Origin of the sequence: Nocardioides sp. Arc9.136 (assembly GCF_030506255.1) — a bacterium.
Classification (GTDB): domain Bacteria; phylum Actinomycetota; class Actinomycetes; order Propionibacteriales; family Nocardioidaceae; genus Nocardioides.
The window spans coordinates 1,850,874-1,872,687 of record NZ_CP113431.1; the positions used below are offsets into that span (position 1 = coordinate 1,850,874).

Annotated in this window: 25 protein-coding genes; 9 read left to right on the forward strand and 16 right to left on the reverse strand. The window is 74.0% G+C overall.

The window, feature by feature from the left end:
• Positions 1–24: 24 nt before the first annotated feature.
• On the reverse strand, positions 25–909 hold the full coding sequence (locus tag OSR43_RS08950) for a MaoC/PaaZ C-terminal domain-containing protein (RefSeq protein ID WP_302270963.1): 885 nt from the start codon (positions 907–909) through the stop codon (positions 25–27).
• Positions 909–2,252: a 3-oxoacyl-ACP reductase gene (locus OSR43_RS08955; RefSeq protein ID WP_302270964.1), complete on the reverse strand. Its 1,344-nt coding sequence runs from the start codon at positions 2,250–2,252 to the stop codon at positions 909–911. Before OSR43_RS08955 ends, OSR43_RS08950 begins: the two co-directional genes overlap by 1 nt.
• Positions 2,253–2,350: 98 nt before the next feature.
• On the opposite strand from OSR43_RS08955, the gene OSR43_RS08960 reads away from it, so the two are divergent.
• The gene (locus OSR43_RS08960; protein ID WP_302270965.1) at positions 2,351–3,631 is read left to right on the forward strand and encodes an acetyl-CoA C-acetyltransferase; all 1,281 of its coding nucleotides are present in this window, start codon (positions 2,351–2,353) and stop codon (positions 3,629–3,631) included.
• Between the two features lie 83 nt (positions 3,632–3,714).
• Here OSR43_RS08960 and OSR43_RS08965 read toward each other — a convergent pair whose 3' ends face one another.
• From OSR43_RS08965 to OSR43_RS08995, 7 genes are all read right to left on the reverse strand, one after another.
• Positions 3,715–4,176 (reverse strand): hypothetical protein, encoded by a 462-nt coding sequence (locus OSR43_RS08965; RefSeq protein WP_302270966.1) that lies wholly within the window; start codon positions 4,174–4,176, stop codon positions 3,715–3,717.
• Positions 4,177–4,301: 125 nt separating this feature from the next.
• Complete coding sequence (locus OSR43_RS08970; RefSeq protein ID WP_302270968.1) at positions 4,302–5,012, reverse strand: TetR/AcrR family transcriptional regulator; 711 nt, start codon at positions 5,010–5,012, stop codon at positions 4,302–4,304.
• Between the two features lie 172 nt (positions 5,013–5,184).
• On the reverse strand, positions 5,185–5,334 hold the full coding sequence (locus OSR43_RS08975; RefSeq protein WP_302270969.1) for a hypothetical protein: 150 nt from the start codon (positions 5,332–5,334) through the stop codon (positions 5,185–5,187).
• Entirely contained in the window at positions 5,324–5,803 is a 480-nt protein-coding gene (locus OSR43_RS08980; RefSeq protein WP_302270971.1) for a hypothetical protein, read from the reverse strand. The genes OSR43_RS08975 and OSR43_RS08980 overlap by 11 nt, the downstream gene beginning before the upstream one ends.
• On the reverse strand, positions 5,796–5,981 hold the full coding sequence (locus tag OSR43_RS08985; protein WP_302270973.1) for a hypothetical protein: 186 nt from the start codon (positions 5,979–5,981) through the stop codon (positions 5,796–5,798). The genes OSR43_RS08980 and OSR43_RS08985 overlap by 8 nt, the downstream gene beginning before the upstream one ends.
• Positions 5,978–7,534 (reverse strand): ATP-dependent DNA ligase, encoded by a 1,557-nt coding sequence (locus OSR43_RS08990; protein WP_302270974.1) that lies wholly within the window; start codon positions 7,532–7,534, stop codon positions 5,978–5,980. Before OSR43_RS08990 ends, OSR43_RS08985 begins: the two co-directional genes overlap by 4 nt.
• A gap of 129 nt (positions 7,535–7,663) precedes the next feature.
• Entirely contained in the window at positions 7,664–8,434 is a 771-nt protein-coding gene (locus OSR43_RS08995; RefSeq protein ID WP_302270975.1) for an enoyl-CoA hydratase/isomerase family protein, read from the reverse strand.
• A gap of 131 nt (positions 8,435–8,565) precedes the next feature.
• Between OSR43_RS08995 and OSR43_RS09000 the strand changes: the two genes are divergently transcribed.
• The gene (locus OSR43_RS09000; RefSeq protein WP_302270977.1) at positions 8,566–9,441 is read left to right on the forward strand and encodes a DNA-3-methyladenine glycosylase; all 876 of its coding nucleotides are present in this window, start codon (positions 8,566–8,568) and stop codon (positions 9,439–9,441) included.
• On the opposite strand, the gene OSR43_RS09005 is transcribed toward OSR43_RS09000, so the two are convergent.
• Positions 9,428–10,282 carry a serine hydrolase gene (locus OSR43_RS09005; RefSeq protein WP_302270979.1) on the reverse strand — a complete coding sequence of 285 codons (855 nt, stop codon included), beginning with the start codon at positions 10,280–10,282 and terminating at the stop codon, positions 9,428–9,430. The two genes, OSR43_RS09000 and OSR43_RS09005, sit on opposite strands and share 14 nt — an antisense overlap.
• Before the next feature lie 36 nt (positions 10,283–10,318).
• Here OSR43_RS09005 and OSR43_RS09010 point away from each other — a divergent pair, with 36 nt between their 5' ends.
• On the forward strand, positions 10,319–11,854 hold the full coding sequence (locus tag OSR43_RS09010) for an acyl-CoA carboxylase subunit beta (RefSeq protein WP_302270980.1): 1,536 nt from the start codon (positions 10,319–10,321) through the stop codon (positions 11,852–11,854).
• Between the two features lie 49 nt (positions 11,855–11,903).
• On the opposite strand, the gene OSR43_RS09015 is transcribed toward OSR43_RS09010, so the two are convergent.
• Positions 11,904–12,440: a carboxymuconolactone decarboxylase family protein gene (locus tag OSR43_RS09015; RefSeq protein ID WP_302270981.1), complete on the reverse strand. Its 537-nt coding sequence runs from the start codon at positions 12,438–12,440 to the stop codon at positions 11,904–11,906.
• Positions 12,441–12,498: 58 nt separating this feature from the next.
• Positions 12,499–13,761, reverse strand: coding sequence for a phosphatidylserine/phosphatidylglycerophosphate/cardiolipin synthase family protein (locus tag OSR43_RS09020; RefSeq protein WP_367891522.1), 1,263 nt, complete (start codon positions 13,759–13,761; stop codon positions 12,499–12,501).
• 89 nt (positions 13,762–13,850) lie between these two features.
• Here OSR43_RS09020 and uvrB point away from each other — a divergent pair, with 89 nt between their 5' ends.
• From uvrB to OSR43_RS09045, 5 genes are all read left to right on the forward strand, one after another.
• A complete protein-coding gene (gene uvrB, locus OSR43_RS09025) occupies positions 13,851–15,977 on the forward strand; it encodes an excinuclease ABC subunit UvrB (RefSeq protein ID WP_302270982.1) in 2,127 nt (708 codons plus the stop codon).
• A 154-nt stretch (positions 15,978–16,131) separates the two neighbouring features.
• Entirely contained in the window at positions 16,132–17,427 is a 1,296-nt protein-coding gene (locus OSR43_RS09030) for a nitrate/nitrite transporter (RefSeq protein ID WP_302270983.1), read from the forward strand.
• Between the two features lie 76 nt (positions 17,428–17,503).
• Positions 17,504–18,097: a TetR/AcrR family transcriptional regulator gene (locus tag OSR43_RS09035; RefSeq protein ID WP_302270985.1), complete on the forward strand. Its 594-nt coding sequence runs from the start codon at positions 17,504–17,506 to the stop codon at positions 18,095–18,097.
• Complete coding sequence (locus OSR43_RS09040; protein ID WP_302270987.1) at positions 18,094–18,597, forward strand: FBP domain-containing protein; 504 nt, start codon at positions 18,094–18,096, stop codon at positions 18,595–18,597. The genes OSR43_RS09035 and OSR43_RS09040 overlap by 4 nt, the downstream gene beginning before the upstream one ends.
• Positions 18,598–18,635: 38 nt before the next feature.
• Positions 18,636–18,992: an MmcQ/YjbR family DNA-binding protein gene (locus OSR43_RS09045; protein ID WP_302270988.1), complete on the forward strand. Its 357-nt coding sequence runs from the start codon at positions 18,636–18,638 to the stop codon at positions 18,990–18,992.
• Between the two features lie 29 nt (positions 18,993–19,021).
• On the opposite strand, the gene OSR43_RS09050 is transcribed toward OSR43_RS09045, so the two are convergent.
• The gene (locus OSR43_RS09050) at positions 19,022–19,726 is read right to left on the reverse strand and encodes a response regulator transcription factor (protein WP_302270989.1); all 705 of its coding nucleotides are present in this window, start codon (positions 19,724–19,726) and stop codon (positions 19,022–19,024) included.
• Positions 19,727–20,051: 325 nt separating this feature from the next.
• Positions 20,052–20,249 carry a hypothetical protein gene (locus OSR43_RS09055; RefSeq protein WP_302270990.1) on the reverse strand — a complete coding sequence of 66 codons (198 nt, stop codon included), beginning with the start codon at positions 20,247–20,249 and terminating at the stop codon, positions 20,052–20,054.
• 5 nt (positions 20,250–20,254) lie between these two features.
• On the opposite strand from OSR43_RS09055, the gene OSR43_RS09060 reads away from it, so the two are divergent.
• Entirely contained in the window at positions 20,255–20,389 is a 135-nt protein-coding gene (locus tag OSR43_RS09060; protein ID WP_302270991.1) for a hypothetical protein, read from the forward strand.
• A 68-nt stretch (positions 20,390–20,457) separates the two neighbouring features.
• On the opposite strand, the gene OSR43_RS09065 is transcribed toward OSR43_RS09060, so the two are convergent.
• The gene (locus tag OSR43_RS09065) at positions 20,458–21,147 is read right to left on the reverse strand and encodes a hypothetical protein (protein ID WP_302270992.1); all 690 of its coding nucleotides are present in this window, start codon (positions 21,145–21,147) and stop codon (positions 20,458–20,460) included.
• Positions 21,148–21,190: 43 nt separating this feature from the next.
• On the reverse strand, positions 21,191–21,760 hold the full coding sequence (locus OSR43_RS09070; protein WP_302270994.1) for a hypothetical protein: 570 nt from the start codon (positions 21,758–21,760) through the stop codon (positions 21,191–21,193).
• Positions 21,761–21,814: the final 54 nt, after the last annotated feature.

Here is a 21,814-nt window from a genome sequence, read left to right on the forward strand (position 1 = left end):
CCGGACTTCCCTGAGAAGTCCGCCTCAGAGGTTGGTCGTGCGACCGGCCAGGTGCGGGGCACCGGACCGCGGGCTGCTCAGCGAGAAGGCGTAGCCGTCGTCGAGCGGCCGGGAGCCGAAGGCGACCTTGCCGGGCAGCAGCACCGGCTTCTTGAACGCCACGTCGACGCGGACGGCGTCGGCGAGCCGGTTCTCCAGCGCGGCGGTGCAGCGCGCCATCGTCCACATGCCGTGCGCGATCTGGCGCGGGAAGCCCAGCGCCTTGGCGGTCAGCGGGTGGAGGTGGATCGGGTTGTGGTCGCCCGACACCGCGGCGTACGTCCGGCCGAGGTCGCCGGGCAGCGACCACATCGTGCCGCCGGCGGGGGCGTCGGGGAAGGTCGCGCCGGCCGGGGCGGACTTCTCGCCCTTCCCACGCCGCAGGTACGCCGAGGTCTCCTCCCAGACGGTCTCGCCCCCGGCGGTGACCGTGGTGACGAAGTCGAAGACCCGGCCCTTGGCGTGCGGGCGGGCCGGACCGACGTCGACCGAGACCGCCAGGGACTCGCCGACCCGGACGGGGCGGTGCTGGGTGATCGAGTTCTCCAGGTGCACGGTGCCGATCGCCGGGGCCGGGAACGCCGGGTCGCTCATGACCGCCATGTGCAGGCCGAAGGCGAGCAGGTGTGGGTACGGCAGCGGCACGGTGTCCTTGACCGGGAAGCCGCAGACCGCGGCGTACCGCTCGACGTGCTCGCGCTCGACGGTGACCGGCGGCCGGCTGAAGGACAGGCCGGCGAAGTCCCCGCCGGGTGCCTTCCTGATGCCGGGCAGCCGGCCGACCACCGGCAGGGACGGGAGCGCCGCCCGGAGCAGCGTCGTGAGCCCGCCGGCGTCGCCGGAGACCTCGCGTGTCTCGGGGGTGCTCATCAGGCGCCCAGCATCATCTGGCCGCAGACGCGGACGACGTTGCCGTTGACCGCGCTCGAGGCCGGGTTGGCGTACCAGGCGATGGTCTCGGCGACGTCGACCGGCAGGCCGCCCTGCGCCATCGCGTTGAGGCGCTGCCCGACCTCGCGGGTCGCGAACGGCACGGCCGCGGTCATCTGGGTGATGATGAAGCCGGGAGCGACCGCGTTGATCGTGATGCCGTTGTCCAGCTCGTCGGCCAGCGAGTCCACCAGCCCGATCACACCGGCCTTGGAGGCGGCGTAGTTGGTCTGGCCGACGTTGCCGGCGATCCCGGCGATCGAGGCGACGCCGATGATCGAGCCGTGGGCGTTGACGACGCCCTGGTCGAGCAGCTCGCGGGTGATCCGCTCCGGGGCGGTGAGGTTGACCCCGATCACCGACTCCCAGCGGTCCTCGGCCATGTTGGCGAGCTTCTTGTCGCGGGTGATGCCGGCGTTGTGCACGACGACGTCGACACCACCGTGCTTCTCCTTGAGGTGGTGCGCGATGCGCTGCGGCGCGTCCTTGCCGGTGATGTCGAGGGTGAGCCAGTCGCCGTCGAGCTCCTTCATCAGCTGCTGCAGCGGGTCGGCGGCCTGCGGGACGTCCACGCCGACGACGGTCGCGCCGTCGCGGTGGAGCACCCGGGCGATCGACTCCCCGATGCCGCGGCTGGCGCCGGTCACGAGCGCGACCTTGCCGGCGAGCGGCCGCTGCCAGTCGGCGACCTCGCCGGCGACGGTGGCGCCGTGGGCACCGATCCGGACCACCTGGCCGGAGACGTAGGCGGACTTGGGGGAGAGGAGGAACGCCAGCGTGCTGGTCACGGCCGACTCGGCCCCCTCGGCGACGTACACGAGCTGGACGGTGCCGCCGCGGCCGACCTCCTTGCCCAGGCTGCGCGTGAAGCCCTCGAGCGCGCGCTGCGCGACCCGCTCGGCGCCGGTGACCTGCTCCGGCGGGGTACCGAGGACCACGACGCGCGGGTTGGTCTCCAGGCTCCGCAGCAGCGGGGTGAAGAAATCGCGCAGCGCGACCAGGTCACCGGAGTCCTGGAAGCCGGTGGCGTCGAAGACGAGGCCCTTGAACCGCTGGCCCTCCTCGGGGGCGCCGACCACCTCGGTCGAGGCGATGCCGACCAGGTCGAGGATGCCGGCGAGCGACTCGGCGAGCCGGCCGCGGCCGCCCAGGCCGACGGTGCCCGTGACGAGCGGCGCCCCGGCCTCGTACCGCTCCAGCCGGGTGGGGTTCGGCAGTCCCAGGTTCTTGACGAGGATCTTGCCGATCGGGGACGAGGTGAAGTCGCGGTAACGGTCGCTCATGCTGCTCCATGTAACTAGAGGTGTAACTCGGAGTCCACATTTCGTGACGTGCCCCTCATGTCCTGTTGAACCGGGGCGGGCGGGGCGAGGATAGGAGCATGGAGAACACCACCCGCCGCGTCGCCGTCCTCGGCGGCAACCGCATCCCCTTCGCCCGGTCGAACGGTGCCTACTCGACCGCCTCGAACCAGGACATGCTCACGGCCGCGATCGACGGTCTCCTCGGCCGCTACGGCCTCGAGGGCGAGCGCGTCGGCGAGGTCGTCGCCGGCGCCGTGCTCAAGCACGCCCGCGACTTCAACCTCGCCCGCGAGTCGGTGCTGGGCTCGAAGCTCGACCCGACCACCCCGGCCACCGACATCCAGGAGGCCTGCGGCACCGGTCTCCAGGCAGCCGTCCAGGTGGCCAACAAGATCGCGCTGGGCCAGATCGACTCCGGCATCGCCGGCGGCACCGACACCACCTCCGACGCGCCGGTCGCGATCAGCGACAAGCTGCGCAAGAAGCTGATGAAGGTCAACGCCGCCAAGGACACCAAGGGCCGCCTCGCCGCCCTCGGCCAGATCCGCCCGGGCGACATCGGCCTGGAGATCCCCAAGAACGGCGAGCCGCGCACCGGCCTGTCCATGGGCGACCACGCCGCGCTGACCGCCCTGGAGTGGCAGATCACCCGCGAGGCCCAGGACAAGCTCGCCGCAGCCTCGCACCAGAACCTCGCCGCGGCGTACGACAAGGGGTGGCAGGACGACCTGGTCACGCCGTTCCGCGGCCTCGACCGCGACAACAACCTGCGCCCCGACTCCACCGTCGAGAAACTGGCCAAGCTCAAGCCGGTCTTCGGCAAGGGCGAGTCGGCCACGATGACCGCGGCCAACTCCACCCCGCTGACCGACGGTGCCTCCGCGGTGCTGCTCGGCTCCGAGGAGTGGGCGTCGGCGCACGGGCTCGACGTGCTGGCCTACTTCGTCGACTCCGAGACCGCGGCCGTCGACTACGTTCACGGCGGCGAGGGCCTGCTGATGGCGCCGGCGTACGCCGTGCCGCGGATGCTGGCCCGCAACGGGCTGACCCTGCAGGACTTCGACTACTACGAGATCCACGAGGCCTTCGCCTCGCAGGTGCTCTCGACCCTCAAGGCGTGGGAGGACCCGGTGTTCTGCAAGGAGCGCCTCGGCCTCGACGCCCCGCTGGGCTCGATCGACCGCTCGAAGCTGAACGTCAACGGGTCCTCGCTCGCCGCGGGCCACCCGTTCGCCGCGACCGGCGGCCGGATCATCGCCAACCTGGCCAAGCTGCTGGCGGAGAAGGGCTCGGGCCGCGGCCTCATCTCGATCTGCGCCGCCGGTGGCCAGGGCGTCGTGGCGATCCTGGAGCGCTGACCCGCACCGCCCCCGACGTACGACGAGGGGCCGGCCGCCACATCGGCGGCCGGCCCCTCTCGCCGTCCTGGGGCCCGGTCCGGTCAGTCGTCGTCGCGGACCCGCCACCCGTCGGGGAGGTCGGTGCCCTCGCGGACGCAGTCCTCCTCGACGTCCGGCTCGCCCCGCACGACGACGTCGCGCTCGACGGGGACCCAGCCGTCCTTGTCGCAGTTGTACGGCATCGGCCGGTTGCCGAACGGCTCCCAGCGCGCACCCTCCGGCAGGTCCTTCGTCCCCTCCGGGAGGCACTCGCCGCCGCCCGCGGGGTACTCGATCGGCGCCTCGCCCTCCGAGCACACCCACTCGTCGCCCATCGGGTCGAAGGCCCACAGCGCACCGAGCCCGAGGCCCACGAGGGCGGCCAGGCCGAGGGCGAAGGACACCACTTCGATCACCGCCCCGCGGACGATCCGCGCGCGGCGAGAGCGTGGCGGCTGCTCGTCGGGCCGGTGCTGCGGGGCCGGGTAGGCCGGGACGTCGAGGGGACGCGGCTCGTCGGTCATGCCACCAGCCTCGTCCGGTCCCGGCCGGTGCGCATGAGTGCGAGTGCTCAGCCGGGTCGGTCAGGTGGGTCTGTCGGGCGGGTCTGTCAGGCGGGTCTGTCAGGCGGGTCGGTCAGGCGGGTCGGTCAGGCGGGCGGGTGGGTGGCGAGCGCGAGGGCCGAGGTCACCAGGTAGTGCCGGACCTGGTCGGGGGAGATCGCGCCGACCGTGGGCACGCCGGGGGCGGCCTCCTCGACGAGGATCCCGAGCCGGGCCAGCTGCAGGGCGCCCAGCCCGCTGGCGTACAGCGTGTTGGCCAGCAGTGCCGGCTCGTCGACGTGGAAGTCACCGGTCGCGACGCCGTGCTCGAGCGCGCGGCCGAGCTGGGAGAGGCACGAGGAGATGCCCCGGCCGAGCCGGAAGAGCGCGCTCTCGCTGATCTCGTCGAGCAGCTCGGCGCCGGTGCGGCGCATCAGCGCCTGCGCGCAGTCGACGAACGCCGGGTGGGCCAAGCCGTAGTCGACGAACGCCGTCACGATCGCCGCCAGCCGCTCGGACGCTGGCTCGACACCCTCGGCCGCCTGCTCCAGCTCGCCGCGCAGCTCCTCGAGGTAGGAGACCAGCGTGAGCGCGAAGATCTCCTCCTTGCCCGAGAAGTGCCGGTAGACGATCGCGCGGTTGATGCCGACCGCCGAGGCGATGTCGTCGATCTGCGCGTCCCGCACGCCCCGCTCGTCGAAGAGCCGGCGCGTCGCCGCGATGATCTCCTGCTCCCGCGCCCGCCGGCGGGCGGCCGCCGCGGAGCGCCGGCCATCGGTGCGCGGTGCCGCTCCGTGCTCGGTCCGCTGGCTGGTCATGCCCTCGATCGTAGCGATGCTGCAACTCGCAGTTGCACGCGTGTGACGCGTTCGACGGGCGGCGTCCCCAGCCGCCGCAATCGTTCAATTGCTGGGTTCCGGTGGGGTGGGAGCGGTTCCACCGCGTCGCAACCGTTCAATTGAACGATTGCGGCGCGGCCCCCGAGGGCGGTCAGCCGACGAGCAGCGCGACCAGCACGACGACGGCGGTCGAGGAGGCGACGAGCGCGAGCACACCCAGGCCGCGGCGGTGCCGCCAGCTCCACCCGGCTCCCGCCGCGGCGAGCGCGAGCGCGGGGAGTGCCGTGCCCTCACCGCCCACCGCGTTGGTCGCCCAGGTGGCGCCGACGGACGGCGAGGCCTGCGCCGACCACGGCTGCGGCCCCCGTCGGCCGCGGCCGGTCGCGCATGGTGCCGGCAAGCGCGGCGAGCACGAGCGCCACTCCGGCGCACCAGACGAGGTGCCCGACGGCCTCGTCCCACAGGTGCGCGGTCGGTCCGGGTGCGGTGTTGCCGACGGAGTTGGCCGCGAGGTGGATGTCGTGGCCGGAGGCGCACGCGACGGCGCCGCAGGCGAGCACCGCCCACTGGCGGGGCGTGGCCGACGCGCTGGCGAGGGTCGCCGCGGCCGGCGCGAGCACCAGCCACGGTACCGCCAGGTCGAGCCAGTCGGCCCAGCGGGTGCCCTCGGGGGCGCTGCCGAGCCCGTCGGGCAGCACGCCGAGGTGGTGGAGCACGGCGTACGACAGCGCCGCCGTGGCCAGCCGGCGCCCGTAGCCGGCCTCAGGCATCGACGAGCGAGGGGTCGACCTCCTGCCAGCGGCCCATCGCCTCGTCCCAGAAGACGAGGACGGTGGCGCCGTCCCCGGTGTTGGTGCCGCGGTGCAGCAGGCCCGGCGGCAGCGGCTCGTCCTCGATGTCGGCGTTGGCCTCGTAGCCGGAGACCTGCCAGAACTGCACGTTCCTCATGCGTCCTCCTCGGTGGGTGCGGTGGTGCCGGTCAGCAGTGCGCGCACGCTGTCGACGGTGTCGACGTCCTCGGGCAGCTTGTCGTCGCGGTAGCGCAGGACGCGGGCGAAGCGCAGCGCGACGCCGCCGGGGTAGCGCGTCGAGCGCTGGACGCCGTCGATCGCGACCTCGACCACCTGCTCGGGCCGGACGCGGACGGCGTAGGGGTCGCGGGCGGTGGCGAGCCCGAGGAAGCGCTCGGTCTGCCAGGCCAGCATCTCGTCGGTCATCCCCTTGAACGTCTTGCCGAGCATCACGAAGTCGCCGGTCGCGGGGTCCCGGGCGCCGAGGTGGATGTTGGACAGCCACCCCTGGCGGCGGCCCGAGCCCCACTCGACGGCGAGGACGACGAGGTCCAGGGTCAGCACCGGCTTGACCTTGACCCAGGCCGAGCCGCGGCGGCCGGCGTCGTACGGCGCGGCGAGGTCCTTGAAGACCACGCCCTCGTGGCCGGCGGCGAGGACCCGGGCGACGAAGGCGTCGGCGGTGGGGACGTCGGAGGTGACGAGCCGGGCGACGCGGTGCGGCTCGGGGACGAGGCGCTCGAGCGCGGCGAGCCGCTCGCTGCCCGGTTCGTCGAGGAGGTCGCGGCCGTCGAGGTGGAGCAGGTCGAAGAAGTACGGCGTGACCGCCACGCGACCGTCCGAGGCCTGCGCGGTGCGCGACGCGGTCTCCTGGAACGGCCGCGGCCGGCCCTCGGCGTCGAGGGCGATCGCCTCGCCGTCGAGCACGAAGGAGGTGGCGGGCAGCGACCGGGCCACCTCGACCACCTCCGGCAGCCGGGCGGTGATGTCGTCGAGCGAGCGGGTCGCGACGAGGACCTCGTCGCCGTCGCGGTGCACCTGGATCCGGATGCCGTCGAGCTTGGTGTCGATGGCGACCTCACCGCCCGCGCCGCCGGCCTTGGCCATGGCCGCCTCGGTGGAGGTGGCCGAGGAGGCCAGCATCGGGAGGACGGGGCGGCCGACCTGGAGCCCGAAGCCCGCCAGCGCCTCCTCGCCCCCGGCCAGCGCGGCGACCGCCACGGCGACGGTCGACCCGGCCAGCATGGCCGCCCGGCGGACGGCGGCGGTGGGCACGTCCCCGGCGACGGCGACGGCCTCCTGGACCAGCGCGTCGAGCGCGCCCTGCCGGACCTCCCCGGTGGCCAGGCCGCGCAGCCACGCCTGCTCGTCGGCGGTCGCGCGCCCGAAGAGCTCGGCCACGGCGGCCGCCCGTGCGGACTGCGACCCGGGCCCGGCGAGGTCGGCGATCGCCCCGAACGCCTCGTGCACGCCGGTCACCGTCAGCGACGGCTTGTCGGCGGGCTCGGGCAGGGTGGTCAGCGACCGCCAGCCGAGACCGGTGCGCCGCTGGCGCAGCGAGCCGGCGACGTACGACACGACGGTCGCGACCTCCTCCGGCTCGGCCGGGTCGACGCGTCCGAGCAGCTCGGCGACGGCCGCGACCTTGGCCTTGCGCGAGCGCGTGGCGGCGACGGCCCGGGAGGTGGCGACGACGTCGGCGAGGAGCACGGGCCCAATCTTGCCGAGCGGTGCAACAGGGTTCCCTCCCGGTGCCTGGTCACCGAGGCGGACCAGCTCGCGCCGGAGAGCCGCTCGACGCGACGGTGCGCGAGCCGGGCCGAGGGCCCCGGCCGGTCGCTACATCCCGGTGAAGTCGGCCTCGCGGCCCTCGGCGAACGCGCTGAGGGCCTCGAGGTTGGCCGGGCCGCCCATCAGGGCGGCGAAGGCGGCGTTCTCCCGCTCGCGGGCCGCGTCGATGCCGGCGCGCAGGGGAGCGGTCATCGCCTCCTTGACCGCGACGAGCGAGGCGATGGGTCGTGAGGCGAGGACCTCGGCGTGCCGGCGGGCCTCGGGGAGGAGCCGTTCCGGCTCGCACACCCGCCAGACCAGGCCCATCTCGTGCGCCTCCTCCGCCGAGACCCACTCCGCGGAGAGCAGCAGCCAGGCGGCGTCCTGGCGGCCGACCAGCCGGGGGAGCAGGTAGGAGGAGGCGGCCTCCGGCGCGACGCCGAGCGACGTGAAGGGGCACTTGAGGCGCGCGGTCGTCGACATGAATGCCAGGTCGGCGAAGCCGAGGATGGTCGCGCCGATGCCCAGCCCGACGCCGTTGACCGCCACGACGAGCGGCTTGGGGAAGGCGACGAGCGCGTCGACCAGGCCGGGGAAGCCGTGCCGGCCGCGCTCGAAGGTCGGGTCGGTGGCGATCCGGTGCATCTCCAGGAGGTCGGTGCCGGCGCTGAAGCCACGTCCGTTCCCGGTCAGCAGCACCACGGCGACGTCCGGCGCGTCGGCCGCCTCGAGGAGGGCGTCGGCGAGCGCGTCGTACAACGCCTCGTTGAAGGCGTTGAGCGCCTCGGGCCGGTCGAGGGTCAGGGTGCGCACGCGGCGCTCGTCGGAGACCTGGAGCATGGGCCGCACCCTAGCGATGCGTGCTAGAACGTGTTCTCGTTCGAGTGGTGTCGGTCCGTCGGGCTAGCGTCGTGCCCATGACCTCGTCGACCCGTGTGTGGCGCCCCGAGTGGCCCTGCAGCCTCAGGCCGATGTGGCCGCACAAGCGCGGTGGCGGCGACCCGACGTACCGCGTCGACGGGCACGGCCGGCACTGGCGCGGCATCCGCACCCCCGAGGGGGCGGCCACCCTGGCGCTGCACCTCCAGCCCCGGGACGGGGAGGTGCAGGCCGAGGCGTGGGGCCCGGGTGCCGGGTGGGCGCTCGCCTCGGTGCCGGACCTGCTCGGGGCGTCCGACGACTGGTCGGGGTTCGACCCGCGGCACCCGGTGCTGGCCGAGGCGCGCCGTCGCCACCCCCACGCCCGGCTGGGCCGCACCGGCCTGGTCATGGAGGCGCTCGTGCCGGCGATCCTGGAGCAGAAGGTGACCGGCCAGGAGGCCTTCGCCGGCTACCGGATGCTCGTGCGGCGCTACGGGGAGCCGGCGCCCGGCCCCGGCCCCGAGCGCGACCTGTGGGTGCAGCCGACGCCGGAGGCGATCCGGCAGGTGCCGTCGTGGGAGTGGCTGCGGATGCACGTCGACCACGCCCGCTCCCGGGCGATCGTCACCGTCGCCCGCGTCGCCGACGCGATGGAGCGGCTGGCGGGCCTCCCCGGCGACGAGGTCGAGCGGCGCCTCGGCACGATCCCGGGCATCGGCCGCTGGACCGCGGCGGAGGTGCGGCAGCGCGCGCTGGGCGACCCCGACGCGGTCTCGTTCGGCGACTACCACGTGGCCAAGGACGTCGGGTGGGCGCTGACCGGCACGCCGTTCGACGACGCCGCCATGGAGGCCTACCTCGAGCCGTGGCGGCCGCACCGCCAGCGGGTGGTCACCCTGCTCTACCTGGCCGGGCACCGCCGCCCGCGCCACGGCGCCCGGATGGCGCCGCGCACGCACCTGCCCGCGCGCGTCACGCGTCGCTGAGCCGCCCGACCGCGCGGATCGCCACTGCGGCCGCGTCGGCGACCGCGGCCTCCGGCACCTCGCCGTCGGCCCGCCGGGAGCGCACCAGCACCGCGAGCACCCACGGGTCACGGCCCGGCGGCCACAGCACCGCCACGTCGTTGACCGAGCCGTGCCCGCCCGTCCCGGTCTTGTCGCCGACCCGCCACCCGTCCGGGACGGCGGCCCGGATCCGGGCCTCGCCCGTGGTGCTCGCGACCAGCAGGTCGGTCAGCAGCCGCCGGCCCGTCGGCAACGCGTCGCCGAGCAGGAGCGCGGAGTACGTGGTGGCCAGCGCGGCCGGGGTCGAGGTGTCCCGCGGGTCGCCCGGCGCGTGCTCGTTGAGCGCCGGCTCGGTGCGGTCGAGGCGGGTGACCCCGTCCCCGGTCCCGCGCAGGTACGCCGTCAGCGCGGCCGGCCCGCCGAGGTACGCCAGCAGCGCGTTGGCCGCGTCGTTGTCGCTGTCGCGGACGGCGTCGGCCATCAGCCGGCGGGTGCGGGCGTCGGGAGGGCCGTCCCGGTCGAGCAGCGCCGCGGCGAGCAGGGGCTTGAACGTCGAGCACAGGGCGAACCGGGATCCGGCGCGGTGGCCGAGCAGCAGGCCGCCGGTGCCCGCCGCGGCGACGCCGACCACGGCGTCGTACCTCTCCTCGATCCGGCCGAGCGCGGCGACCGCCGGTCGCGGAGCAGGGGTGGCGGTCGGGACCGGGGAGCGGGTCGGGGGTCGACCGACCCGGGCCGGGCCGTCGGAGCCGCAGGCGGCCAGCGGTGCCGCGGCGAGCCCGAGCAGGAGCGCGCGCCGGTCGGGACGAGGTGCAGCCACCGGGCCATCCTGCGCGACGCTCCCTAGACTCCGCGCGTGCCGATCCGCCAGGAGCTCCTCGACCTGCTCGCGCGGCGTGCCCTCACCGAGGACGCCGCCCGCCCCGACGCCGTCGCGCGGCTCCACGCCCGCGGCGGTCGCACCGCCCGCGAGCACGTCGCGGACCTGGTCGACCCCGGCAGCTTCGTGGAGTACGGCCGCTACGTGACCGCCGCGCAGGAGGGCAGGCGCGAGCTCGACGACCTGCTGGACCGCACCGTCGCCGACGGCATCGTCGGCGGGCTGGCGACGATCGGGGGACGGCAGTGCGCGGTGCTGTCCTACGACTACCTGGTCATGGCCGGCACCCAGGGCATGCGCGGCCACCGCAAGACCGACCGGCTGCTCGACGTGGTCGACCGGCTCGCGCTGCCGACCGTCTTCTACGCGTCCGGTGGGGGCGGTCGCCCGGGCGACACCGACATCCCGCTCGTCTCGGCCCTCGACGTCACCACCTTCGCGGCGTGGGCGCGGATGTCGGGACGGGTGCCGCGGATCGCGGTCGTCGACGACAACTGCTTCGCCGGGAACGCCGTGGTCGCCGGCTGCGCCGACCTCGTCGTCGCCACCGCACGGGCCTCGCTCGGCATGGGCGGTCCGGCGATGATCGCCGGCGGCGGGCTGGGCGACGTGGCCGCCGCCGACGTCGGGCCGCTCGAGGTGATGACCGCCAACGGGGTGGTCGACGTCGTGGCGGAGGACGACGAGGTGGCCGAGGTCGCCGGCCGGCTGCTCGGCTACTTCCTCGGCCCGGTCGCGGACTGGACGGCGCCCGACCCGACGCCGTTGCGGGACGCGGTCCCCGAGGGCGAGCAGACGGCGTACGACGTGGAGCCGGTCGTCGAGGGGATCTGCGACGTCGGCAGCGTGACGGTGCTGCGCCCGGCGTTCGCCCCCGAGCTGCTGACCGCCCTGGGCCGGGTCGAGGGACGGACCGTCGGGGTGCTCGCCAACGACACCCGGCACATGGCCGGCGCGATCACCGCCGACGCCGGGGACAAGGCCGCGCGGTTCCTGCAGCTGTGCGACGCGCACGGCTTCCCGGTCGTCTCGCTGGTCGACACCCCGGGGATGATGGTCGGGCCCGACGCGGAGCGGACCGGCCTGGTGCGCCACACCTCGCGGCTGCTGGTCGCGGGGGCGCAGCTGGCCGTCCCGCTGGTCGGCGTCGTGCTGCGCCGCGCCTACGGGCTGGGCGCCCAGGCGATGCTCGGCGGCGGCACCCACGAGCCGCTGCTGACCGTCGCCTGGCCCGGGGCGCACCTCGGCGCGATGGGCCTGGAGGGCGCGGTGCGGCTGGCGATGCGGCGCGAGCTCGAGGCGATCGAGGACGACGAGGAGCGCGAGCGCACCGTCCGTGAGCTGACCGCCTTCGCCCGGGAGCGCTCCTCGGCGCTGAACGTGGCCCGGCACTTCGAGATCGACGACGTCATCGACCCGGCCGAGACCAGGCACGTCGTCGCCAGGGTCGTCGACGCCGCGGCCCGGGACGGGCGGCTGCGGGGCAGCGGACGGTCGGTCGACACCTGGTGAGCCCCGCCCGTGGTCGCCCGTGACCGCCCGTGACCGCGGGACGCCGCGGTCAGCGCGGGGCGTCAGGCTGCACGCGGAGCACGTGCAGGGCGGTCGCGAGCATCTCGTAGTGCCCGGCGAGCAGCACCAGCTCGATCCGGGTCTCCTCGTCGAGCTCGGCGCACAGCTCGGCCCAGGTCCCGTCGGAGAGGTCGCCGGCGTGCAGCTCGTCGGTGGCCCGCAGCAGCAGCTGCTCGCGGGCGGACCAGCCGGCGGCGTACGGGCCCTCCTCGACGCGGGCGATCGCGGCGTCGGACAGGCCGGCCCGCCAGGCCAGCCCCCGGTGCTGGGTGGCTTCGTACTCGCTGCCGGTCAGGTGCGCCACCCGCAGGATCACCAGCTCGGTCTCGGCGCGGGGGAGCCGCCCGCCGGGCATCAGGCGCCCGGCGAAGTGGAGCCACCCGCGGAACAGCTTCCGGTGCCGGCCGAGGGTGAGGAACACCGCCGGCGGCCGGGTCCCGCTGCGGCGGCCGAAGACCCGTGCCAACGCCCAGGTGAAGGGGCCGACGTCACGCAGGGAACCGGGGGAGACGCGCGGGGCGGGCATGCCTTCCGCTACCCCGCCCGGCGTCCCGGCACTCGTTCCGGCGCGGGAAGTGGACGGGTCAGAGCAGGGGGCGCAGCGGCCGGAGCAGCGACTCGGTGAAGCGGCGGTGCAGGTCGCGCGCCTCCCACTCGCCGCTGGTCAGCTCGATGGAGTTGGTCTCGTCGGTGCGGTAGATGCCCTCCAGCGTGCGGGCGAGCGCCTCGTCGATGACCTCGACGTTGATCTCGTAGTTGCCCGTCAGGCTGAGCCGGTCGATGTTGGCGGTGCCGACGGTCGACCAGGTGCCGTCGACGGTGGCGGTCTTGGCGTGGACCATCGCGTCGCGGAACCGGAAGATCCGCACGCCCGCGTCGAGCAGCTGGGAGAAGTATCCGCGCGAGATCCAGTCGGCGACGATGTGGTTGGACTTCAGCGGCACCAGCAGGCGCACGTCGACGCCGCGCCCGGCGGCCGCGCGCAGCGCGTCGACGAACGGCTGGTCGGGCAGGAAGTAGGCCTGGGTGATCCAGATGTTGCGGCTGGCCCGGTTGATCGCCTCGAGGTACATGCCGCGGATCGGGAACATCCACAGCCGCGGCACGTTGCGCTGGAACCGGATCATCGGCTCCCAGCTCGAGGCGGCCTCCAGCAGCAGCGGCCGCTCGCTGTGGCCCAGGCGGCGGCGTCGGTGCAGGTTCCAGAAGTCGGCGAAGGCGCGCTTGAGGTCCCACACGCCCGGGCCCGTGACCCGCACGTGGGTGTCGCGCCACTCGGTCTCGTACGCCGCGCCGACGTTGTAGCCCCCCACGAAGCCGACCGCGTCGTCGACGACGAGCACCTTGCGGTGGTCGCGCCCGTAGCGGCGCAGGTCGAAGAAGCGCCACCCGGCGCCGTACACGGGGTAGCGCAGCACCTTCAGCGACGGCGGGAACCGCTTGAACCGCGGCGAGACCACGAGGTTCGCGAAACCGTCGTAGATGCAGTAGACGTCGACCCCGCGGGCCGCCGCGTCGACGAGCGCCTGCTTGAACCGCTCTCCGACGGCGTCGCCCTTCCAGATGTAGGTCTCGAAGAGGACCTGGCGCTCGGCGCCCTCGATCGCGGCCAGCATGGCCTCGTAGAGGTCCTTGCCGTAGGTGTAGACGGTGACCTCGCCCTCACCGACCGGCACCGGCGACGGAGGGGTGACCGGGAACGGCTTGGGCCGCTTGCCGCGGCGTCGGTAGGAGTCGACGAGCGACATCCCGACCGCGAGCGCCAGCTGGACGCCGACGACGGTCATCAGGGTCACGCGCAGGTACCGGAGCAGCCGCTCGACGAGGAGCTGGCGGCGGACGGTCACGGGGCCAATCTAGGGCACGGCGCCGGGCCCCCGTCGACGGGAGGAGCGCTCACCGGGCACTGTCGGCGGTCCCGCGTACGCTCGAAGCCATGCGTCCAGTGACCGATCTCGAGCGCCGCGTCGCCCCGTTCAAGGTGGTCTCCGACTACCAGCCCTCGGGCGACCAGCCGGCTGCGATCAAGGAGATCACGAAGCGGGTCAAGGCCGGCCAGGAGGACGTCGTGCTCCTCGGTGCCACCGGAACCGGCAAGACCGCGACCGTCGCCTGGGTGGCCGAGCAGGTGCAGCGGCCGATGCTGGTCATGCAGCCCAACAAGACCCTCGCCGCGCAGTTCGCCAACGAGCTGCGGATGCTCTTCCCCGACAACGCGGTCGAGTACTTCGTGTCGTACTACGACTACTACCAGCCCGAGGCGTACGTCCCGCAGACCGACACCTACATCGAGAAGGACTCCTCGATCAACGAGGAGGTCGAGCGGCTGCGGCACTCGGCGACCAACAGCCTGCTCACCCGGCGCGACGTGATCGTGGTCAGCACGGTGTCCTGCATCTACGGCCTGGGCACGCCGCAGGAGTACGTCGACCGGATGCTGCGGCTGCGGGTCGGGGAGGAGCACGACCGCGACTCGATCCTGCGGCGGCTGGTGGAGATCCAGTACACCCGCAACGACATGTCCTTCACCCGCGGCACCTTCCGGGTCCGCGGCGACACCCTCGAGATCTTCCCGGTCTACGAGGAGCACGCCGTGCGCATCGAGTTCTTCGGCGACGAGATCGAGCGGCTGATGACGCTGCACGCGGTGACCGGCGAGGTGATTACCGAGGACGAGGAGCTCTACGTCTTCCCCGCCACCCACTACGTCGCCGGCCCGGAGCGGATGGAGCGGGCGATCAAGGGCATCGAGCTGGAGCTGGAGGACCAGCTGGCGAAGTTCGAGCGGGAGGGCAAGCTCCTCGAGGCCCAGCGCCTGCGGATGCGCACGACGTACGACATCGAGATGATGCGGCAGGTCGGTTCCTGCTCGGGCATCGAGAACTACTCGATGCACATCGACGGCCGGCAGCGCGGCTCGGCGCCGAACTGCCTGATCGACTACTTCCCCGAGGACTTCCTGCTCGTCGTGGACGAGTCGCACGTCGCGGTCCCGCAGATCGGCGGCATGTACGAGGGCGACATGTCGCGCAAGCGGAACCTGGTCGACCACGGCTTCCGGCTGCCCAGCGCGATGGACAACCGGCCGCTGCGGTGGGAGGAGTTCCTCGACCGCATCGGGCAGAGCATCTACCTGTCCGCGACGCCGGGCGACTACGAGCTGGACAAGGTCGGCGGCGACGTCGTCGAGCAGATCATCCGCCCGACCGGGCTGGTGGACCCGGAGGTCGTGGTCAAGCCGACCAAGGGCCAGATCGACGACCTCATCCACGAGATCCGGCTGCGGGTGGACAAGAACGAGCGCGTGCTGGTCACCACGCTCACCAAGAAGATGTCCGAGGACCTCACCGACTACCTCCTCGACGCCGGCATCCGCACCCGGTACCTCCACTCCGAGGTCGACACGCTCAAGCGGATCGAGCTGCTCCGCGACCTCCGGCTGGGGGAGTACGACGTGCTCGTCGGCATCAACCTGCTGCGCGAGGGTCTCGACCTGCCCGAGGTCTCGCTGGTCTCGATCCTCGACGCCGACAAGGAGGGCTTCCTCCGGTCGGACAAGTCGCTGATCCAGACGATCGGCCGTGCGGCTCGCAACGTGTCCGGCCAGGTGCACATGTACGCCGACAAGATCACCCCGTCGATGGAGAGCGCCATCGACGAGACCAACCGGCGCCGCGCGAAGCAGATCGCCTACAACGAGGCGCACGGGATCAACCCGACCCCGCTGCGCAAGAAGATCGCCGACATCACCGAGATGCTCGCCCGCGAGGACGAGAGCACCCAGGCGCTGCTGGAGACCTGGGCCGGCACCGAGGCCAAGGGCCGCGCGGGTGGGGCGAAGACCAAGCAGCCGGTGCCGGCGCTCGGCAAGGAGTCGGCGGGCAAGCACGCCAAGGACCTCGCCGGCATGCCGAGCTCCGACCTCGCCCAGCTGATCCAGGACCTGACCGACCAGATGCGCACCGCCGCGGCTGAGCTGCAGTTCGAGGTCGCCGCCCGTCTGCGCGACGAGATCTCCGAGCTCAAGAAGGAGCTGCGCCAGATGATGGAAGCGACCAAGTGAGGGGCAGCGTCGAGCGAGGAACGAGCTCGAGCGCTTGCCGCGAACGCGGGAGCAGCGGGAGCGGAGCGAGCGGCGGCGACCAAGTGAGGAGGGCCGCCGACCGAGGGGCCGCCGACGAGCGGAGATCGCAGCAGGCGGCGTAGCGTGTGACCACGTGGCGGTGACGGGGGAGCAGCAGGCGCCCGCCTTCCGGACCGGCCTGCTGATGTGGGGCATCGGGCTGCTCGTCTACCTCCTCGCGGTCTTCCACCGGACCTCGCTCGCCGTGGCCGGGTTGGCCGCCTCGGAGCGGTTCGACATCTCGGCGTCGCAGCTGGCGACGTTCACGATGTTGCAGCTGCTCGTGTACGCCGCGATGCAGGTGCCGGTCGGCCTCCTGGTCGACCGGTGGGGCTCACGGAGCGTGCTGCTCACCGGGCTGGTGGTGATGACGGCGGCCCAGGTCGGCTTCGCCCTCGCGACGACGTACCCGCTGGCCCTGGTGGCCAGGGCCTTCGTCGGCGTGGGCGACGCACTGACGTTCATCTGCGTCCTGCGCCTGGTCACCAGCTGGTTCCCCCGGCGGCGGATCCCCTTGCTGAGCCAGCTGACCGGCACCCTCGGGCAGCTGGGCGCGGTCATCTCGGCGGTGCCCATGACGTGGGCGTTGCGGGACCTCGGGTGGACCACGGCCTACCTCGGCGCCGCCGCGATCGGACCGGTGCTGCTGGTCGCGCTGCTGCTGGTCCTCCGCGACACCCCGACGGAGCGGAACCTGCGCGGGGAGTCGATGTCGGTCGGCGCCGTCCGACGCAGCCTCGCCGCGTCCTGGGCGGAGCCGGGCACCCGGCTGGGCTTCTGGATCCACTTCACGACGCCGTTCAGCAGCAACGTCCTCGGACTGTTGTGGGGCTACCCGTTCCTCGTGCGCGGCGAGGGGCTCAGCCCGGCCGTGGCGGGCACGCTGCTGACGGTGATCATCGTCGCCGTGATGGCGTCGGGACCGGTGCTGGGCTGGCTGGTCGGCGTCCATCCCTGGCACCGGTCGACGGTGGTCCTCGCGATCGTCGGGGCGATCGCGACGGCCTGGACGGTCGTGCTGGCCTGGCCCGGCGAGGCGCCGCTGCCGTTGCTCGTGGTCCTGGCGCTGGTCGTCGGGGTCGGAGGACCGGCGTCGATGGTCGGCTTCGACGTGGGCCGCACGTCCAACCCGCCCTCGCGCCTGGCCAGCTCGAGCGGCCTGATCAACCAGGGCGGCTTCATCGCCAGCCTGGTGCTCGTGGTGTCGATCGGCTTCGTGCTGGACTGGCGCACGCCGGCCGGGTCGGGGTACACGGCCGACGCGTTCCGGTGGGCGATGAGCACGCAGTACGTCCTGTGGGTGCTCGGCGCCTCCCAGATCTGGCGCTTCCGTCGCCGAGCGCGCAGCGGGACGACACGGGATGAGCTCACCGCGTCGCTCGTCACCTGATCGACTGCCTCGCCGCGATTCCTGCATCCCATCGCCGTCTGCCTACGATGTGTAGGAAGCGAGGAAGGGAGGCGTCGTGCCCCGTGCTGGACTCACCGTCGACCGGGTCGTGGTCGCGGGTGCCGAGCTGGCCGACGAGGTCGGCCTGGAGCAGGTGACGCTGTCGTCCCTGGCCCGGCGGTTCGGCGTCAAGCCCGCCAGCCTGTACTCCCACGTGCGCGGCTCGGAGGACCTCCGGACGCGCGTCGCGCTCCTGGCGCTGGAGGAGCTCGCCGGGCGGGCGGCCGACGCGCTCGCCGGCCGGTCCGGCCCGGACGCACTGCGGGCGCTCGGCGGGGTGTTCCGGGCGTACGCCGCACAGCACCCGGGCCGGTACGACGCCGCCCGGCTGCGCCTGGACGCGGAGACCGCCGCGGGCAGCGCCGGCCCACGGCTCGCGTCGATGACGCGGGCGGTCCTCCGGGGCTACCGCCTCGACGAGCCCGACGAGACCCACGCCGTCCGCCTGCTCGGCAGCGTGTTCCACGGCTTCGTCAGCCTGGAGCGGGCCGGCGGGTTCGAGCACAGCGCCCCCGACAGCCAGGCCACGTGGGACCGGATCCTCGACAGCCTCGACACCACGCTGGCGGCGTGGTCCGACCCGACCTCCCCGACAGGAGCAGACCGATGAGACCCCTCGACGAGCGCGAGGTCCGCGCCTCCTTCGTCAATGCCAGCCGCGGCGAGGCGACGCGCCTGCGGGTGCCCACCGACCTGGCCGAGCGCAGCTGGGCGGACCTGGACTTCCTGGGCTGGGTCGACGACCGCGCCCCGCTGCAGTGCTACGTGGTCGCGGTCGGCGACGACGACCGCGCGGTCGGCGTCCAGCTGCGTCGCAACGTCGGCGGCGCCGGCCCTCGCCGCGCTCGGATGTGCTCGCTGTGCCTGACCACCCACCCCGGCCAGGGCGCCACCTTGATGGTGGCCCCGCGGGCCGGACGCTCCGGTCGCGACGGGAACTCCGTGGGCGTCGACGTCTGCGCCGACCTCGGCTGCTCGGCGTACGTCCGCGGCCTGCGACCGCTCCCGTCGCTGATGCGGGTGCCGGAGACGCTCTCGGTGGAGGAGCGGGCGGCGCGCCTGCGGCGCAACCTCGGCGCGTTCCTGGCCCGGGTGCAGGCGACGACCTGAGCGAGCCGAGCAGCCCGTCCTCGCCGTACGCTCGGCAGGTGGACGTCGAGCGGATGCGGGCGCACTGCCTGGCCAAGGCGGGCGCGTGGCCCGACGACCCCTGGGGCCACGAGCACCCGGTGATCAAGGTGGGTGCGCCGGACCGGGCGAAGATCTTCGCGTTCCTGCGGTCCGACGGCGTGGGGGTCAAGGCGGGCAGCCGGGAGGTCGCCGACGAGTGGCTCGACCGGCACCCGGGTCGTGCGACGGTGATGGCCTACATCGGCCGGTCGGGGTGGAACGACCTGTCCTTCGAGATCCCCGACGACGAGCTGCTCGAGGCCGTCGACGAGTCCTACCGGCTGGTCGTCGAGGGCCTGCCCCGCAAGCACCGCCCAGAGGGCTGGGAGGCCTGAGCGCCGACGGGCCCGCCTGGCCGTCCCGCTCAGGCGGTCGGCTTCAGCACGGTCGGTGGCGAGACCACGGGCGGCTGCCAGCCGAGGTGGTAGGCCATGCCGACGGCCGCCAGCTGGGAGCTGACCTCGAGCTTGGCCAGGACGCTCTTGACCTGGGTGCGCACGGTCGCCTCGGACACCACGCAGGAGTGCGCGATCTCGCAGACCGTGCGGCCACGCATGAGCTCGCCGAGCACCTCGCGCTCGCGCGGGGTCAGCGTCGAGAGGCGGCGGCGCGCCTCGGTCTGCTCACCCTCGAGTGCCGTCCAGGCCCGCAGGAGGTGGGTCCGGGTGTCGGCGTCCTGCACGGCGAGCCCGGCGCTGAGGCGCCGGAACGTCCCCGTCAGCTCGGTGAGGCCCACGTGCTTGCCGAGCACCGTCCGCGCGCCGGCGTGCAGGTACCGGCCGTACCGGCTGTGCTCCCGCGAACCGGTCACCACGACCACCTTGGTGCCCGCGCGGGACAGGGCAGCGATCACCGGCAGCGTCTCCGACTCGTCGTCGGCGTCGACGTCGACGAGGGCGGCGTCGAACCGGGCCGCCCGGGGGGAGGGGAGTGCCCGCCCCGCCCCCCGGGACAGCGTGCCCGCGCGGACGTCGTGGCCCTGGCGGGTGAGCGCCATCTCCATGCCCTCGCTGAACATGACGTGGTCGCTCAGGACGAGGACGCGGAACCGCGTGGAGAGGGTGCTCATCTCGGTGTGCCCGAGCGGTGTGCACGCGTGACGTCCATGATCGATCCCCCATTCCGCAACCCCCTGCTGCGTGCCACCGACGCTAGGACCGCGGACGACGGCCGAGGCCACTCGAGGCCCCGCGCTCACCAATTTGGGGTAGCACAATCTTCTCGGCACCGGCCGTCGGGGCGGGCCTTCGCCCGAGCTGGGGCATGAGCACCGCCTCTCGCCGCCCCCAGGGTGGTCGCGCGGCCGCTCGGGCCGCGGTCCGGAGGGGAGATCGTGCGAGCACCGACGAGGCGGCACACCGCGCCCTCACCAAGGTTGCCCTGCAGCTCGTCGCCTACAGCGGTACATCGCCGACCGCCCCGGTCGAGCTGCTGGCGAGCCGGGCGGAGACCACCGCGGGCCTCGCCCACACGACGCAGGCGGTGGCCGTGGCGGGCGCCGGGCGCTGGGTGGTGTCGTACTGGGCGGACACGTCCTCCACGACGACGGACTGGCGGCCGCCCGCGTCGGGGGCGTCCCGGGACGAGACCATCGGCAGTGGGGCGGCCGGATCGGGCCCTGCTCGCCGACAGCGCCGGCGCCGTCCCGTCCGGCTCCGCCGGCGGCCCGGTCGCGACGACCGACGCGCCGAGCAGGGCTGCGCTCGTCACCCTGGTGCTGCAGCCGCGCTGACCCGAGGGCGGCCGGCGGACCGGTGGCGTCCGCGGGGACGCGACGACGCGCCCACGGATACGGGCGGGCTAGGTGGGGTCCGGGAGGAAGAACTCCTCCGTCAGGAACCACCAGCACGCGTCCGCGGCCATGACCAGCCCCACCGCGGCGAGCGCCGCGGTGCCGAGCCGCGCCAGGAACGGCCGGGCCCGCGGCACGATCTCCCGCAGGCGTGCGACGGCTCCGTGGTGGCGGCGCAGGACGACGGCGACGGCCAGGGCGACGAGCGGCAGCTGGCTGACGACGATCCACGTCAGGTTGGCCAGCCCTGCGGCGAACACCGACTCCTCACGTCCGGCGAGGACGACGAGGCCGACGAAGGTAGGGTCCAGCGGCGCGGACGCGGCGAAGAGGACACCGCCCCCGAGGAGCGCCGACCCGGTCCGACCGCGACCGGCCGGTCGCGGCGGTCGCGCCTCCGGCCGGCGGAGCCGTACCGCCGCCCAGGCGAGCAACGCGCCCGCCAGCAACGCCTCGATGGTCGCCCCCAGCCAGTCCGGCGGGAGGAGCGACGCCCAGTCGACGTCCTGCAGGTGCTGGCCGACGGCCACGGTGAGCACGGTCCCGAGGAGGGCGGTGCCCAGGACGACGACGGCCGCGAAGGCGAGGACCGTGCGCTCGCGAGCACCGGCGGCGAGCGCTCCTAGGGCCAGGAGCAGGCCGGCAGGGTCGATCCCCGCCAAGCCGAGCGTGAGGGCCGTGACGAGGAGCTCCACCATGCCCGGAGCCTACGGAGCCGGTCGACGGCGGCCACCGGGTGCGTCAGCCCGACGCCGTGCGCCGCCGACGGACGAGCCACACCGCGAGGGCGCCGAGGGCGAGGGCCCCTCCCGCGGACCCGGCGAGCACGGCCGGGCCGCTGGACGGGCCGCCCTCGGACGCCGAGCCGCTCCGCTCCCAGCCCGCGCCCGGCGGGCCGCCGTCCCTCGGTCCGCCGGCGGCGGCCGTCCAGGCGTTGCACGGGTTCACCCACCACTCGCCGTCCTGCTCGTACGGCGCGAACACCCACGTCCGGGACGACCTCCAGCCGTCGGCGAGCTCGTCGTCCTCGCGCGGCCAGGTGCCGTACATCGCCGCCTCGACCGACAGGCGGACGGGCTCGCCCTCGGCGCCGGGCAGCTCGCCACGACGCACCTCGTCCACCTCGACCTCGAGCGCGCCGTCGGTGGTGTCGACGACCCGACCGGTGAGCAGCAACGTCGCGTCGGCCAGCACGCGCTCGCGGCCCACGCAGGACAGCGCCTCCGCAGACGACCCGACCGCCCCCACGGCCAGCGGCGTGCCGGCGAGCACGAGCGAGGCGGCGAGGACGGGCAGGCGCGGTGCGGGCATGCCGCTGGGACGTCCCCCGACCGGCTCGCGTTCCCCGCGAGCCGGACGGGGGAT

Coding starts and splice junctions, on each gene's coding strand:
- OSR43_RS08950 (WP_302270963.1), bottom strand. CDS start 909: ATGAGCACCCCCGAGACACGCGAGGTCTCCGGCGACGCCGGCGGGCTC.
- OSR43_RS08955 (WP_302270964.1), bottom strand. CDS start 2,252: ATGAGCGACCGTTACCGCGACTTCACCTCGTCCCCGATCGGCAAGATC.
- OSR43_RS08960 (WP_302270965.1), top strand. CDS start 2,351: ATGGAGAACACCACCCGCCGCGTCGCCGTCCTCGGCGGCAACCGCATC.
- OSR43_RS08965 (WP_302270966.1), bottom strand. CDS start 4,176: ATGACCGACGAGCCGCGTCCCCTCGACGTCCCGGCCTACCCGGCCCCG.
- OSR43_RS08970 (WP_302270968.1), bottom strand. CDS start 5,012: ATGACCAGCCAGCGGACCGAGCACGGAGCGGCACCGCGCACCGATGGC.
- OSR43_RS08980 (WP_302270971.1), bottom strand. CDS start 5,803: ATGCCTGAGGCCGGCTACGGGCGCCGGCTGGCCACGGCGGCGCTGTCG.
- OSR43_RS08985 (WP_302270973.1), bottom strand. CDS start 5,981: ATGAGGAACGTGCAGTTCTGGCAGGTCTCCGGCTACGAGGCCAACGCC.
- OSR43_RS08995 (WP_302270975.1), bottom strand. CDS start 8,434: ATGCTCCAGGTCTCCGACGAGCGCCGCGTGCGCACCCTGACCCTCGAC.
- OSR43_RS09000 (WP_302270977.1), top strand. CDS start 8,566: ATGTGGCCGCACAAGCGCGGTGGCGGCGACCCGACGTACCGCGTCGAC.
- OSR43_RS09015 (WP_302270981.1), bottom strand. CDS start 12,440: ATGCCCGCCCCGCGCGTCTCCCCCGGTTCCCTGCGTGACGTCGGCCCC.
- uvrB (WP_302270982.1), top strand. CDS start 13,851: ATGCGTCCAGTGACCGATCTCGAGCGCCGCGTCGCCCCGTTCAAGGTG.
- OSR43_RS09040 (WP_302270987.1), top strand. CDS start 18,094: ATGAGACCCCTCGACGAGCGCGAGGTCCGCGCCTCCTTCGTCAATGCC.
- OSR43_RS09050 (WP_302270989.1), bottom strand. CDS start 19,726: ATGAGCACCCTCTCCACGCGGTTCCGCGTCCTCGTCCTGAGCGACCAC.
- OSR43_RS09055 (WP_302270990.1), bottom strand. CDS start 20,249: ATGGTCTCGTCCCGGGACGCCCCCGACGCGGGCGGCCGCCAGTCCGTC.
- OSR43_RS09065 (WP_302270992.1), bottom strand. CDS start 21,147: ATGGTGGAGCTCCTCGTCACGGCCCTCACGCTCGGCTTGGCGGGGATC.
- OSR43_RS09070 (WP_302270994.1), bottom strand. CDS start 21,760: ATGCCCGCACCGCGCCTGCCCGTCCTCGCCGCCTCGCTCGTGCTCGCC.